Raw genomic sequence first — 12,680 nt, forward strand, 5'->3', positions numbered from 1 at the left:
TGATTTTGACCGGCGGGAAGGTACCCTAGACCGGCGGGAAGAACAGTACACGGGTGGCCATCAGAAGTACGGTGGCTGCCCCCAGCGCCTTCCAGGGCAGTTGGGTGATTGGCCGGTAGGCAAACCGGTGGTAGCTGATGCGCACGACCGCGCACATCGCGAATCCGAGCAGGGTGCCGCCGAGTAGGTCGCTGACCCAATGAACCCCCATCATCAGGCGTGACCACGCCATCAGCGCGATCAAAAGCGTTGCACCGCAGTAGATCCAGTGGCGCCGTGCCGGGCTTTTAACGCCGTCTGCCATGAAGGCCGCTGCCAGGCCGTAAACGACCACCGCGCCCGAGGTGTGCGCGCTCGGAAATGAAAATGAGCCCTCCAGGTAGTCCGGTGTCATCGGGCGAGGTCTACCGACCCAGGCCTTGAACAGGATATTGGCAAGCCCAATGCCGCCGATGGCGAGCGCCCAATGGAGCAGGGCCGTGCCATAGCGCTGCCAGATGAGCCACAGTGTCCAGGGGGCTAGCAAAATGACGATGCCGAGTTTGTCGCCGACTTTTGCAAGCACCAGCGCCAGTTGAGATGCCAGCGGCACATCGAGCGATTTGAAAAACGCGTTGGCGTTGTGATCGAGCGCGAACGGCGCCGGATGATGCGCGACAATCACTGCAAGTACGCCAAAGCCTGTCGCTGAGGCAAGAAAAAGCGTCAGAGACGGTATGGGAGGCGCGCCGCCGGGGACGTTCATTCGAAATGAAAGCCAGGTGCGCCGGCCCCATTTCGAGCGCCTGGCGCCTGTCAGCGCAAGCCGGTAGAGCGCGCCCATGCGCTCTGCGTGCTGGCGGCCCCAGGTAAACATCCACGCCAGAAAAATCAAGACGCCGCCAAGGGCAAGAAGCCAGCCGAAACTCTCCTGATATGGGCCAAGAAACGCCTTCCAGGTTCGACCCAGATAATACCCCGGCAACACGTAGACGGGCGCCCAGGCAAGCGCCGAGGCGACGTTGACCACAAAAAATCGGGTCGAGGGCATGTTGCACATGCCGGCAATAAGCGGGATAACCGGGCGAAGCGGGCCGATGAAGCGGCCGAGCACGACGGAGGTGGCGCCGTAGCGCTCGAAAAATCGTTGCCCTTTTTCCAGTGCCTCAGGATAACGACTCAGCGGCCATACCGAGGCGACCCGGTGGCGATAGCGGTGGCCGAGCCAGAAGCTGATCGCATCCCCGAGCACGGCGCCTGCGGCGGCAAAGGCCAGGGCAAGGGGGACCGACATCGAGTCGTGGCCGGCCAGTGAGGCGAGCGCGGCAATGACGACCACGCCGGGGAAGGCAAGCCCGACCAGGGCAAGCGATTCCAGTAGTGCCACCAGCCCCAGCGCGGCAAACAACAGAAGTGGGTCTCGGGCCAGAGGCTCGAGCCAGTTCATGACATCCATGTGATTGCGTATCCAAACGTTTGGCAGAGGTGGCCATTCTGCCATAGGCAACCCTGCGTATTGTCATTTTTACTTGTACAAGGCGCTGCCTTATAGTGGGTTTTCAATTATTCAAAAACATCGGTGAAGGTGCTTCATGACGCAGACTGTGGCTGATACCGCTTCCGTGAACGATTATATTCGCCGCTTGGGCCGTACTGCCCGAGAGGCTAGCCAAGTCCTGCGCAGTGCGCCAACCGCGATCAAGAACCAGGCATTGCTGGCCATGGCGCAGGCGCTTGAAGCTGAACGCGAGGCGCTCAAGGTAGCCAACGACGAAGATTTGACGCGTGCGCGCGCCAATGGGCTCAGCGAGGCCCTGATCGACCGGTTGGCCCTGACCGATGCGCGCATCGACAGCATGATCAAGGGGCTTGAAACGGTCGTGTCCCTGCCGGACCCTGTCGGCACCATCGATCAATTGAAAGCGCAGGCCAATGGGCTTCGCATCGGCAAGCGTCGTACCCCGATCGGCGTCATCGGCATCATTTATGAGTCGCGGCCGAACGTGACCATCGATGCCGCGGCGCTGTGCCTGAAGGCCGGCAATGCTGCGATCCTGCGCGGTGGCTCTGAGGCCAGTGCCTCCAATGCAGCGATCGCGCGGTGCGTCGTACGTGGCCTCGAGGCGGCAGGGCTCCCTGCGCACTGCATCAGCGTGGTCGAGACCACCGATCGAGCCGCCGTGGGTGCTCTTATTCAAGACAGTGAACACGTTGATCTGATCATTCCGCGCGGTGGCAAGTCGCTGATCGAGCGCATTTCCCGTGACGCCACGGTGCCGGTGCTCAAGCATCTGGAAGGCCTGTGCCACGTGTATATCGATGCGTTCGCGGACCTCTCCATCGCGGAGGATATCGCGTTCAATGCCAAGTGTTTCCGGTACGGCATCTGCGGCGCGATGGAAACCCTTTTGGTGCATGAGTCGGTCGCTGCTCAGGTGCTGCCGTCACTGTGCGCACGCCTTGAAGCGTACGGCGTTGAACTGAAAGGCTGCCCCGCTACACGTGAGGTCGTCGAGATGGCCCCTGCCGATGATGAAGACTGGGCGACTGAATACCTCGGTCCGACACTTTCGATCAAGACGGTCGCCTCGCTCGATGAGGCGATGACACACATCAATCACTACGGCTCGCACCACAGCGACGCGATCGTGACCGAGCACCTCTCCAATAGCGAGCGGTTCATGTCAGACGTTGATTCGAGCTCGGTCATGCTCAACGCGCCGACCTGCTTTGCCGACGGCGCTGAATACGGGCTCGGCGCCGAAATCGGTATTTCCACCGATAAACTGCACGCCCGTGGGCCTGTGGGCCTTGAAGGGCTCACCACCCAGAAGTACATCGTGCTCGGGCAGGGCCAGCTTCGTGGTTAAACGCTGGGCCATGCTTGGAGGAACCTTCAACCCGGTGCATCTGGCGCACCTGCGAAGTGCCATCGAGCTAAAGGAAACACTTGGGCTTGATGAGGTGCGCATGGTGCCGTGTCACGTGCCGCCCCACCGGGATGAACCACAAACGCCCGCGCATCAGCGCCTTGAAATGCTGTCACTGGCCCTTGAGGGCGTGCCTGGGGTGATTGCCGATGATCGAGAGCTTCGTCGTGATGGGCCCTCGTTTTCACTCGATACGCTCAAGTCGTTTCGCGATGAGCTGGGTGAAGATGACCAGTTGATCATGGCGATCGGCGAGGATGCGTTTTCCAAGCTTGACCGCTGGCGCGCCCCCGAAGCGCTGTTTGAGCTTGCCCATGTGGTGGTGATCGCCCGCCCGGATCATGGCCTTGATGTGCCGGCCGGGCTCAGTGATTTTCTTGCCGCGCGCCGAGCTCATTCGGCCGAGGCACTGTCCGGGCCAAGCGGGCGTTGGCTTGCATTGAGCCTCGCCTCGCCCATGGCTATTTCCTCGACCGATATTCGCACACGACTCAGTCGCGGTCAGGATATTCGGTATCTGGTGCCCGAGGTGGTTCGACATTACGTGGAACGCCACGGGCTGTACCTTTAATTAATACTGGCGAAAGTTGATCGGCCCAGTACAATGCCGCTTTTTCATCGAACTGACAGGACACTATGCAAACCGAAGCCCTGAAGACACTGGTTGTAAATGCGCTAGAAGACACCAAGGCGCAGGATGTAGTCACCATGGATGTTGCCAAGTTGACCAGCGTGACCGACGTGATGGTCGTTGCCAGCGGAACCTCGAGTCGCCACATCAGTGCGTTGGCCAACGGGGTTGTCAAGGACGTTAAGGAACAGGGCATACAGCCCATCGGCGTTGAAGGCAAACAGGGCAGTGAGTGGGTGCTGGTCGACCTTGGCGATGTGGTCGTACACATTATGACGCCGGCGACTCGTGAGCTTTATGATCTAGAGCGCCTCTGGAGCGACCTGCCGACCGACCTGGAACGCGATGGCAAGGCCCGTTCGTGAAGCTTCGAATACTCGCGGTCGGCACCAAAATGCCGGGGTGGGTGGAACAAGGCGTTTGTGAGTATGTCAAACGCATGCCGCGCGAGATGCCGGTGGAGTTTGTCGAAATCGCGCCGGGCACACGTTCGAAAAACAGTGTGACCGATAAGGCGATTGCCCAAGAAGGGGATCGCATGCTGAGCAAGCTCCGCGAGCAAGATCTGGTGGTCACACTCGAGGTGACCGGGCGCGCCTGGAGCACCGAAACCCTGTCGAACCGGCTCGGCGAATGGCGGCAAGAGGGGCGTGACGTTGCCCTGATGGTCGGCGGACCGGATGGGCTCGACCCGCGTGTCAGCGCCCGCGCCGAACAGCGCTGGTCGCTGTCGGCATTGACGCTTCCGCACCCGCTGGTCCGGATCGTGCTGGCCGAGCAACTGTATCGCGCCTGGAGTCTGCTGGCGGGGCATCCTTATCACCGCTGATCTGACCTGAAGTAAGAATCGACATGCGTTCACGCCGAAGGGCGACACTCAACAACACTCAGGAAGAACTCGGTCTATTCAGGCGTCGGTCAATCGTCGCCATGGTCGTTGTTCTCATCATGCTGTCCACGCTGGTCGGGCGGCTGGTGTATCTGCAAGTGATCAAGCATGACGTATTTATTACCCGCTCGGACAGCAACCGCATGCGGGTCGAGCCCCTGCCGCCGAACCGTGGGCTGATCTTTGATCGAAATCACAAGGTGCTGGCGGAAAACCGGCCTACCTATAATCTCACGATCGTGCGTGAGCGCGCCGATGATCTCGATCAGACGCTCGACCTTTTGGTCGACATCCTCGGGCTCAGCGACGACAAGATCGACACCTTCAAGAAGCGCTCGCGCCAACGTCAACGGCCGTATCAGCCGGCACTTCTGATGAGCGATTTGAGCGAGGCTCAGATCGCAAGCCTTGCGGTCAATCGCTACCGTTTGCCCGGCGTAAGTGTCGAGGCGCAGCTTCTTCGTTACTACCCTGAAAGCGTTGCGATGTCGCATGTGCTGGGGTATGTCGGCCGCATCAGCGAAAGCGATCTTGAGCGTCTGGACAGCAGTAACTACGCCGGCACCCACTTTGTCGGCAAGCTCGGCGTCGAGCGTTTTTACGAAGATGAACTTCATGGCAAGGTGGGGTATCGCACCGTCGAAACCAACGCCCGGGGGCGGGCACTTCGTGAGCTTGACCGCACGCCGCCGGAATCCGGCAAGAACCTCACGCTTACCATCGACAGCGACCTTCAGGCGTTGGGGTACAAACTTCTAACCGGCAAGCGCGGTGCGATCGTTGCGATCAACCCGCAGACCGGCGGTATTCTCGCGATGGTATCGACGCCTGGGTATGACACCAATCAGTTTGTGACCGGCATCGGCAGCAAAAGCTATCGGGCGCTCCAGGACGATCTGGATCTGCCGCTCTATAACCGCGCCGTGCGGGGCCAGTACCCCCCGGCCTCGACCGTCAAGCCCTACATGTCACTGGCAGGGCTCGAAAACGGCGTGATTACGCCTCAGACCACGGTCTATGACCCTGGCTACTATAAGCTCCCCAACGATTCACGGCGTTATCGCAACTGGCTTAGATGGGGCCATGGTCGTGTGGACATGCGTCGCGCCATTCGCGTGTCCAACGACACTTATTTCTATACGGTGGCCCACCGCCTCGGTATTTCCCGCCTATCAGAGTTCATGCACCGCTTCGGTTACGGAGAGGCACACAGCCTTGATGTTTGGGGCGCCCAAAGCGGCATCATGCCCTCCAAGGAGTGGAAGCGGGGGCGTTTTGGTAAGCCTTGGTACCCCGGCGAAACGCTTTCTGTCGGTATCGGGCAGGGCTACTGGCTTGCAACGCCGCTTCAAATGGCGACCGCGGCGTCGGTGCTTGCGAACAAGGGCAAGTGGATTCGACCGCATTTGGCCAAGGAGATTGGCGATACGCCGGTGACGCCTCCGTTTCCGAAGACGCCCCCAGATATCAAACTCAAGAACAGCAACTGGTGGAATCTGGTCGACCAGGGGCTTGAAGATGTGATTCAAAGCGGCGAGGGGACAGCGCGATCGCTTCAAAAAGGGCTTCAATACACTATGGCCGGCAAGACCGGAACCGCTCAGGTGTTCACGCTCGGTCAGAACCAGAAGTACAACGCCTCGGAGCTTCGTGAGCGACTGCGTGATCACGCGCTGTTCATTGCCTTCGCACCGGTTGACAACCCGCAGATCGCGATTGCGTTGATCATTGAAAACGGTGGCGGTGATCACCTGGCGGCCCCCATCGGGCGCAAGATGCTGGATGAATGGTTATTGCCGCGGCTCGACAAGGCCGGCAGCGAAACGCCTCGGCTGGATGAACTGGCTCGTGGGGCCTCCGATCACTAGGAGTTGTCATGCAGGAACATACGTCCGCGCGTCGGCGCCGGGTCGCTTTCAACTGGCGGCGCTGGCGCATCGATCCCTGGCTTTCGCTGTTGCTTTTGGTGCTGGTCGGCAGTGGGCTGGTCGTACTCTATAGTGCCGGGGGTGAGTCTAGGTATCTGGTTGAAGCCCAGTCGATGCGGTTTCTCGCCGCATTCGCCGTGATGGCCATCGTGGCGCAGTGCCCGCCTCATTTTCTGATGCGCATGGTACCAGTGCTGTATCTTTTGATCATCGCGATGCTGGTGGCGGTCGATGTCATTGGCTCACACGCCATGGGCGCCACGCGCTGGCTCGAAATTCCGGGGGTGATCCGATTTCAGCCCTCCGAGCTCATGAAGATCGTGATGCCGATGATCATCGCTGCGTATCTGTCCAAGCGTGACTTACCGCCGAACTGGACCGACCTTGGTGTGTGTCTGCTGCTGATGGGGCTTCCGGTGGCGTTGATTGCCAAGCAGCCGGATCTCGGGACGTCGCTTCTGGTGGCGTCATCGGCGATATTCGTGGTGCTTTTGGCAGGGCTTTCCTGGCGGCTAGTGGGCTTCTTTTTCGTGCTGGCCCTGGCGGCCTTGCCGCTTCTCTGGCTCAACATGCACGGCTATCAGAAACAGCGCGTACTGACCTTTTTGAACCCGGAAAGTGACCCACTCGGTGCAGGCTGGAACATCATCCAGTCAAAGACCGCGATCGGCTCGGGGGGGCTTACCGGCAAGGGGTGGATGGACGGCACGCAGTCACAGCTTGAATTTCTGCCCGAGCGTCATACCGATTTCATCGTCGCAGTGCTTGGTGAAGAGTTCGGTCTAATGGGTATGCTATTGCTTTTATTGTGCTATCTGCTGATCATCGCCCGAGGGCTTTATATGGCCAACAAGGGCGCTGATACCTTTGGTCGGTTGTTGGCCGGTAGCTTGATACTTACATTTTTTGTCTATGTGTTCGTCAATATCGGGATGGTCAGTGGACTGCTGCCGGTGGTCGGCGTGCCGTTGCCGCTGGTCAGTTATGGGGGCACAGCCAGCGTGACCTTGATGGCCGGCTTCGGTATCCTGATGAGCATTTATACCCACCGCAAGTCCACGTCGTGAATACAGGGAGTGGTGCATGACACTACGGGGTGTTATCGGAAAGAAGCTGGCGATCGCGTGTGTGCTTGGCGCGCTTGGCACGAATGCATCGCTTGCCACGGCAGCCGGTGAGTTCAATCCGGCCGACAACGCAGACGTTCGAAAGATGGTCGACGAACTGACTCAACAGGGGTATACCCGCTCGACCCTAAACGCCATCATGGCCAAGGCGAGTCATCAGCAAAGTATCATCAATGCGATGAACCGGCCTGCGGAGCGTCATTTACGCTGGGACGAATATCGCAACATCTTCATCCAGCCAAAGCGTGCGCGTCTTGGCGCCGAGTTCATCCGTACTCACCGCGAGGCGATGGATAAGGCTGAGCGTGAATACGGTGTGCCGCCTGAAATCATTGCGGCGATCATTGGTGTCGAGACCAACTACGGTGGCAACAAGGGCTCTTACCGAGTGCTCGATGCGCTGTCGACGCTCGCCTTCGATTACCCCAAGCGCGCCACGTTCTTTCGCAAGGAATTGATTTCCTACCTGCAGATCACGCTAGCGCAAGGGTTGGATCCGGCTGAAATGAAAGGCTCCTACGCAGGCGCCATGGGCTATCCCCAGTTCATGCCAAGCAGCTATCAGGCCTATGCGGTGGACTTCAACGGTGATGGCATCAAGGACCTGTGGGATGAGCCCGAGGACGCCATTGGGAGTGTAGGCAACTATTTTGCCAAGCATCATTGGCGAAAGGGGGCACCAATCTACGTTGAGGCGAATGGTCCGGCCGACAAGCCCGACAATATCGACTTCAACAACGTGCGAAATGGTGGGCTCAACACTTCGATCCAGGCACTTGAAAGCGCCGGTGTCACTGCGGCGGGCAACCTGCCAAGCGATGCCAAGGTGCTTCCAATGGCGCTCGATTTCGAAGATGGCCATTACCGGTATGTGCTCGGCATGCACAACTTCTATGTGATCACTCGGTACAACCACAGCCATATGTATGGCATGGCCGTGGCAACCCTTGCCGAGCAGATCAAGGCAGCTCTGGCACAGGAGTCCTAGTGTGTCGAAGTTGTGCTGGATAGTGGCGTTTGCTGTCGTGCTTTCCGGGTGTGCCGCGACCGGTGGAGGAAGCGGCTCATCCGGCGGTGGGCGCTACAGTCAAAGCAATGACGGGTATCCAGAGGGGATGCCCGACATGTCTCACATCGTGGATGCGGTACCAAAGGATGAGCCGAGGTCTCGAAGCGGCAACCGCTCGACGTATTCCGTCTGGGGCAAGACCTACCACGTGCTCGACACCAGCAAAGGGTACGCCGCTACTGGGCTCGCCTCCTTTTATGGTACGAAATTTCAGGGCTACGCCACGGCCAGTGGCGAGCTTTACGATATGTACACGATGAGCGCGGCGCACAAGACCCTGCCGCTGCCGACCTATGCACGGGTCACCAACCTCGACAATGGCCGAAGCGTCATCGTCAAGGTCAACGACCGCGGCCCGTTTCATGACGACCGCCTGATTGATCTGTCCTACGCCGCAGCTTACCGCCTTGATATCCTGAAGCAGGGAACGGGTCGTGTGCGGGTCGAGGCCATCGATCCCAAGACCTGGAAACCCCGCCAGGCGCCTGCGCCGACTGAGGCCATAAAGACTGTGAATGCGCCTGCTTCATCAGCCCCAACGGCTAGCTCGGGGCAGTCGACCGGGCCAGGGCGCTTCATTCAGGTGGCAGCGCTTGGCGAGCGTTCGGCGGCTGAGCGGCTCAAAAGCACGCTCGAGGCGCGGGTCGGTCATCCGGTACGCATTATCGCCGCGCCCGGCGCCTACAAGGTTCAGGTCGGTCCACTGACGGATCCAATCATGGTGGAGTCGACCAAATCGACACTCAAGCGCGCAGGTTACGATCAAGCGTTTACGGTTACTCCTTCCACCGAATAGCAGGCTAAACGAGAGAAGCCCTATGATTTTTTCTGCAACTCCCTTGTCCCTTCTTCGCCGCTGTTCCCTGGCGGTCTCGATGAGCATGGCGCTCGTCGCTGCCGGCCCGACGCTTGCCGCCGACCCGGCGCCGAAGCCTGGCCCGCAGCCGAACGTGTCGAGTTTCGTGCCGGCCCCGCCCGAGCTCAATGCCAAATCCTGGGTGTTGATGGACGCAAAGACGGGCAAGCTTCTGGTGCAGCACGATGCAGACATGCGCCTGCCGCCTGCAAGTCTTACCAAGATGATGACGGCCTACATCTCCGAGTACGAGATCGACAGTGGTGGACTGTCGCCGGATGACAAGGTGCGCATCAGTGAAAATGCCTGGCGCACGGGTGGCTCGCGGATGTTCGTCAAGGTCGGCTCCTATGTGCCGGTCAATGAGCTGATGCAGGGCATCGTGGTGCAGTCGGGCAATGACGCAACGGTTGCCATGGCGGAGCACATTGCCGGCAGCGAGTCGTCCTTTGCCGACCTCATGAACCAGTTTGCAAGCCGCATGGGGCTAAAGAACACGCATTTCATGAACCCGACCGGGCTCCCGGACGATGAGCACTATTCGAGCGCCCATGATCTGGCGACCATCGCACGCCATATCGTCGAGGACTTCCCGGACCACTATAAGCTCTATTCCGAGAAGTACTTCACCTGGAATGGCATCCGTCAGCCCAATCGCAACCTGCTGTTATGGCGTGATTCCCGCGTGGATGGTCTGAAGACCGGCCACACCGAAGCAGCGGGCTTTTGCCTAGTGTCCTCAGGCGTTGAAAATGGCACACGGCTTATTTCTGTGGTCATGGGCACCAATTCAGAAAACGCCCGTGCCCAGGAATCGCAAAAGCTTTTAAGCTACGGATTCCGTTACTTCAAATCCCAGAAGGTGTATGACAAAGGCGCCGAGCTTAAGACCGTTCGTGTCTGGGGCGGTAAGAGCAACGAGCTGTCAGCGGGCGTTAATCATGACGTCTTCATCACGCTCGGCCGTCAAGGCGACACCAACCTGACCGCTCGGATCAATGTCGACCAAGAGCTCAATGCGCCGATCAAGAAAGATCAAAAGATTGGAACCGTCGACATTGTCCAAAACGGCAGCGTGATTCATACCGAGCCGCTGGTGGCGCTCGAGGCGATCGACGAGGGCAGCTTCTTCAAGCGCATCTGGGACAAGGTTGTTCATTTCGTGATGGATCTGTTCTAGAGCCTAAGCTGTTTTGAGCCACAATGGGCTCATGCGTACGGGCTGAAAAGGCGATCCGGCTGACGGATCGCCTTTTTTTGCGTAGAATATCCGGCAATTGTTTTGACATGGAGAACAGGTCATGTCTTCGACCGATAACACGCCGGAGATCGAATATCCACGCGACTACGGGCTTCGCGTGGTGGGCGATAATGTGGATCAGCTCGAGCGCGATGTGGTCGCGATTTTAGAGCGCCATTGCCCGAAGAGCTTCGATTCGAGCAACGTTACGTCTCAAAAAAGCACCAGCGGGAACTACAAATCCGTTCGAGTGCGTTTTCGGGCCGAAAGCGCCGAGCACGTTTCCGTGGTCTATCAGGCGTTGAGCGGCCACCAGCTCGTGCGGATGGTGCTTTGACCAAGACCAACCCCATTCGGGTGTTTGAGCTCGGTGTCGTGCCTTATGAAACCGCATGGCGCGCCATGAAGACTTTCACCGATGAGCGCACGGAAGACGACCCGGATGAACTCTGGGTCGTCGAGCATCCGCCCGTGTTCACGCAAGGCCAGGCGGGCAAGGCCGAGCACGTGCTCAAGACGTCCAATATCCCAATCGTTCAGACCGACCGAGGCGGGCAGGTCACCTACCACGGCCCCGGTCAACTGGTGATCTATCCGCTTATCAATCTGCGCCGGCGCGGGCTTGGCGTGCGCGATATGGTCAGCGCGCTCGAAAACACCATCATTGACAGCTTGTTGGATCATGGACTTAACGCCCATGCTCGACCGGATGCGCCGGGTGTTTATGTCGAGGCGCGCAAGATTGCCTCGCTTGGCTTGAGAGTGCGAAAGGGGGCCAGCTACCATGGCGTGGCCTACAACGTATCGATGGATCTATCGCCGTTTGGGTACATCAACCCCTGCGGATACGCAGGCCTTACGATGACGGATCTTTCCACCGAGCTTGCCACGTGCATGGATCCAGCCCATGAGCGCGAGCGCGTTGTTTCACATCTCACACGTCACCTGAATCACGCCGCCTGGTTTAAAGAGTCGGGGTTGCCCGCGTCCCTGACTGACACTTCTTCCGATGTAGGATCGCTTAAATGACTGAAACACATGCTTCCTCCCAAAAGCGCCGAGTGGAACGTGGTGTAAAACTGCGCGGCGCAGACAAGGTGTCACGCATTCCGGTCAAGGTCATTCCGACCGAAACCCTGCCCAAGAAGCCGGACTGGCTGCGCGTACGCATGCCCGTCTCTCAGGAAGTGACACGCATCAAGGAAACGCTTCGAAAGCACAAGCTCCATACGGTATGCGAGGAAGCGTCCTGCCCGAACCTGGGCGAGTGCTTCAACGGCGGGACAGCCACGTTCATGATCATGGGCGACATCTGCACGCGGCGCTGCCCGTTCTGCGATGTGGCCCACGGTCGCCCCAACGCGCTCAATGAAGATGAGCCGCGCGAGCTTGCCGACGCCATCGCCGAGATGCGCCTCAAGTATGTCGTGATTACCTCGGTCGACCGTGACGACCTTCGTGACGGCGGCGCTCAGCATTTCAACAACTGCATTCGCGAGATTCGTGCGTCCAGCCCCAACATCGAGATCGAAGTGCTGGTGCCGGATTTCCGCGGTCGTATGGATGTCGCCATCGATACCATGCGACAAGAGCCGCCCGACGTCTTCAACCACAACCTCGAGACCGTGCCGTCGCTTTATCGCAAGGTGCGCCCGGGTGCCGACTATCAGTGGTCGCTGGATCTTCTAAAGCGCTACAAGGAGACGCGGCCGGAAGTGCTGACCAAATCCGGCCTGATGCTGGGTGTGGGTGAAACGGACGAACAGGTGGTCGAGGTCATGAAAGACCTTCGTGCGCACAACGTCGACATGCTGACCCTTGGCCAGTACATGCAGCCCTCGCGCAACCACCTGCCGGTGGATCGTTGGGTGCATCCGGATACGTTTGACTGGTTCGCCGAAAAAGGGCGCGAGCTGGGCTTTGTCCACGTGGCCTCCGGGCCGCTGGTTCGCTCGAGCTATCACGCCGACAAACAGGCGCACGGCGAAACAGTGAAGTAACTCGTCACCTCGACCGTGTATGACAGGAACC

Annotated in this window: 13 protein-coding genes; 12 read left to right on the forward strand and 1 reads right to left on the reverse strand. The window is 59.2% G+C overall.

Features of this window, described 5'->3' with window-relative positions:
- Window positions 1–25: 25 nt before the first annotated feature.
- Window positions 26–1,435, reverse strand: a complete 1,410-nt coding sequence (locus NAT23_RS01805) for a bifunctional DedA family/phosphatase PAP2 family protein (protein WP_251924921.1) — start codon at window positions 1,433–1,435, stop codon at window positions 26–28.
- A 136-nt stretch (window positions 1,436–1,571) separates the two neighbouring features.
- On the opposite strand from NAT23_RS01805, the gene NAT23_RS01810 reads away from it, so the two are divergent.
- From NAT23_RS01810 to lipA, 12 genes are all read left to right on the forward strand, one after another.
- A complete protein-coding gene (locus tag NAT23_RS01810; protein ID WP_251924922.1) occupies window positions 1,572–2,849 on the forward strand; it encodes a glutamate-5-semialdehyde dehydrogenase in 1,278 nt (425 codons plus the stop codon).
- 10 nt (window positions 2,850–2,859) lie between these two features.
- On the forward strand, window positions 2,860–3,480 hold the full coding sequence (nadD, locus tag NAT23_RS01815) for a nicotinate-nucleotide adenylyltransferase (RefSeq protein WP_251924925.1): 621 nt from the start codon (window positions 2,860–2,862) through the stop codon (window positions 3,478–3,480).
- A 65-nt stretch (window positions 3,481–3,545) separates the two neighbouring features.
- Window positions 3,546–3,905, forward strand: a complete 360-nt coding sequence (rsfS, locus tag NAT23_RS01820; protein WP_251589885.1) for a ribosome silencing factor — start codon at window positions 3,546–3,548, stop codon at window positions 3,903–3,905.
- Window positions 3,902–4,369 (forward strand): 23S rRNA (pseudouridine(1915)-N(3))-methyltransferase RlmH, encoded by a 468-nt coding sequence (rlmH, locus tag NAT23_RS01825; RefSeq protein ID WP_251924927.1) that lies wholly within the window; start codon window positions 3,902–3,904, stop codon window positions 4,367–4,369. Before rsfS ends, rlmH begins: the two co-directional genes overlap by 4 nt.
- Before the next feature lie 23 nt (window positions 4,370–4,392).
- Window positions 4,393–6,297: a penicillin-binding protein 2 gene (gene mrdA / locus NAT23_RS01830; RefSeq protein WP_251924928.1), complete on the forward strand. Its 1,905-nt coding sequence runs from the start codon at window positions 4,393–4,395 to the stop codon at window positions 6,295–6,297.
- Between the two features lie 8 nt (window positions 6,298–6,305).
- Window positions 6,306–7,424, forward strand: coding sequence for a rod shape-determining protein RodA (gene rodA, locus NAT23_RS01835; RefSeq protein ID WP_251924931.1), 1,119 nt, complete (start codon window positions 6,306–6,308; stop codon window positions 7,422–7,424).
- Between the two features lie 16 nt (window positions 7,425–7,440).
- The gene (gene mltB / locus NAT23_RS01840) at window positions 7,441–8,472 is read left to right on the forward strand and encodes a lytic murein transglycosylase B (RefSeq protein ID WP_251924933.1); all 1,032 of its coding nucleotides are present in this window, start codon (window positions 7,441–7,443) and stop codon (window positions 8,470–8,472) included.
- Between the two features lies 1 nt (window position 8,473).
- A complete protein-coding gene (locus tag NAT23_RS01845; RefSeq protein ID WP_251924935.1) occupies window positions 8,474–9,349 on the forward strand; it encodes a septal ring lytic transglycosylase RlpA family protein in 876 nt (291 codons plus the stop codon).
- A 79-nt stretch (window positions 9,350–9,428) separates the two neighbouring features.
- The gene (locus NAT23_RS01850) at window positions 9,429–10,589 is read left to right on the forward strand and encodes a D-alanyl-D-alanine carboxypeptidase family protein (RefSeq protein ID WP_251924937.1); all 1,161 of its coding nucleotides are present in this window, start codon (window positions 9,429–9,431) and stop codon (window positions 10,587–10,589) included.
- Window positions 10,590–10,710: 121 nt separating this feature from the next.
- On the forward strand, window positions 10,711–10,986 hold the full coding sequence (locus NAT23_RS01855) for an HP0495 family protein (protein WP_251924939.1): 276 nt from the start codon (window positions 10,711–10,713) through the stop codon (window positions 10,984–10,986).
- The gene (gene lipB / locus NAT23_RS01860) at window positions 10,983–11,678 is read left to right on the forward strand and encodes a lipoyl(octanoyl) transferase LipB (RefSeq protein ID WP_251924941.1); all 696 of its coding nucleotides are present in this window, start codon (window positions 10,983–10,985) and stop codon (window positions 11,676–11,678) included. The genes NAT23_RS01855 and lipB overlap by 4 nt, the downstream gene beginning before the upstream one ends.
- Window positions 11,675–12,649 (forward strand): lipoyl synthase, encoded by a 975-nt coding sequence (gene lipA, locus NAT23_RS01865; RefSeq protein WP_251924943.1) that lies wholly within the window; start codon window positions 11,675–11,677, stop codon window positions 12,647–12,649. The genes lipB and lipA overlap by 4 nt, the downstream gene beginning before the upstream one ends.
- Window positions 12,650–12,680 lie beyond the last annotated feature (31 nt).

The organism is Larsenimonas salina, assembly GCF_023736155.1.
Lineage (GTDB): Bacteria > Pseudomonadota > Gammaproteobacteria > Pseudomonadales > Halomonadaceae > Larsenimonas > Larsenimonas salina.

Bases quoted from the DNA above. Each gene is read 5' to 3' on its own strand.
- lipA (WP_251924943.1), top strand. From the start codon at position 11,675: ATGACTGAAACACATGCTTCCTCCCAAAAGCGCCGAGTGGAACGTGGT.
- rodA (WP_251924931.1), top strand. From the start codon at position 6,306: ATGCAGGAACATACGTCCGCGCGTCGGCGCCGGGTCGCTTTCAACTGG.
- NAT23_RS01855 (WP_251924939.1), top strand. From the start codon at position 10,711: ATGTCTTCGACCGATAACACGCCGGAGATCGAATATCCACGCGACTAC.
- NAT23_RS01805 (WP_251924921.1), bottom strand. From the start codon at position 1,435: ATGGATGTCATGAACTGGCTCGAGCCTCTGGCCCGAGACCCACTTCTG.
- mltB (WP_251924933.1), top strand. From the start codon at position 7,441: ATGACACTACGGGGTGTTATCGGAAAGAAGCTGGCGATCGCGTGTGTG.
- rsfS (WP_251589885.1), top strand. From the start codon at position 3,546: ATGCAAACCGAAGCCCTGAAGACACTGGTTGTAAATGCGCTAGAAGAC.
- NAT23_RS01850 (WP_251924937.1), top strand. From the start codon at position 9,429: ATGAGCATGGCGCTCGTCGCTGCCGGCCCGACGCTTGCCGCCGACCCG.
- NAT23_RS01810 (WP_251924922.1), top strand. From the start codon at position 1,572: ATGACGCAGACTGTGGCTGATACCGCTTCCGTGAACGATTATATTCGC.
- mrdA (WP_251924928.1), top strand. From the start codon at position 4,393: ATGCGTTCACGCCGAAGGGCGACACTCAACAACACTCAGGAAGAACTC.
- nadD (WP_251924925.1), top strand. From the start codon at position 2,860: ATGCTTGGAGGAACCTTCAACCCGGTGCATCTGGCGCACCTGCGAAGT.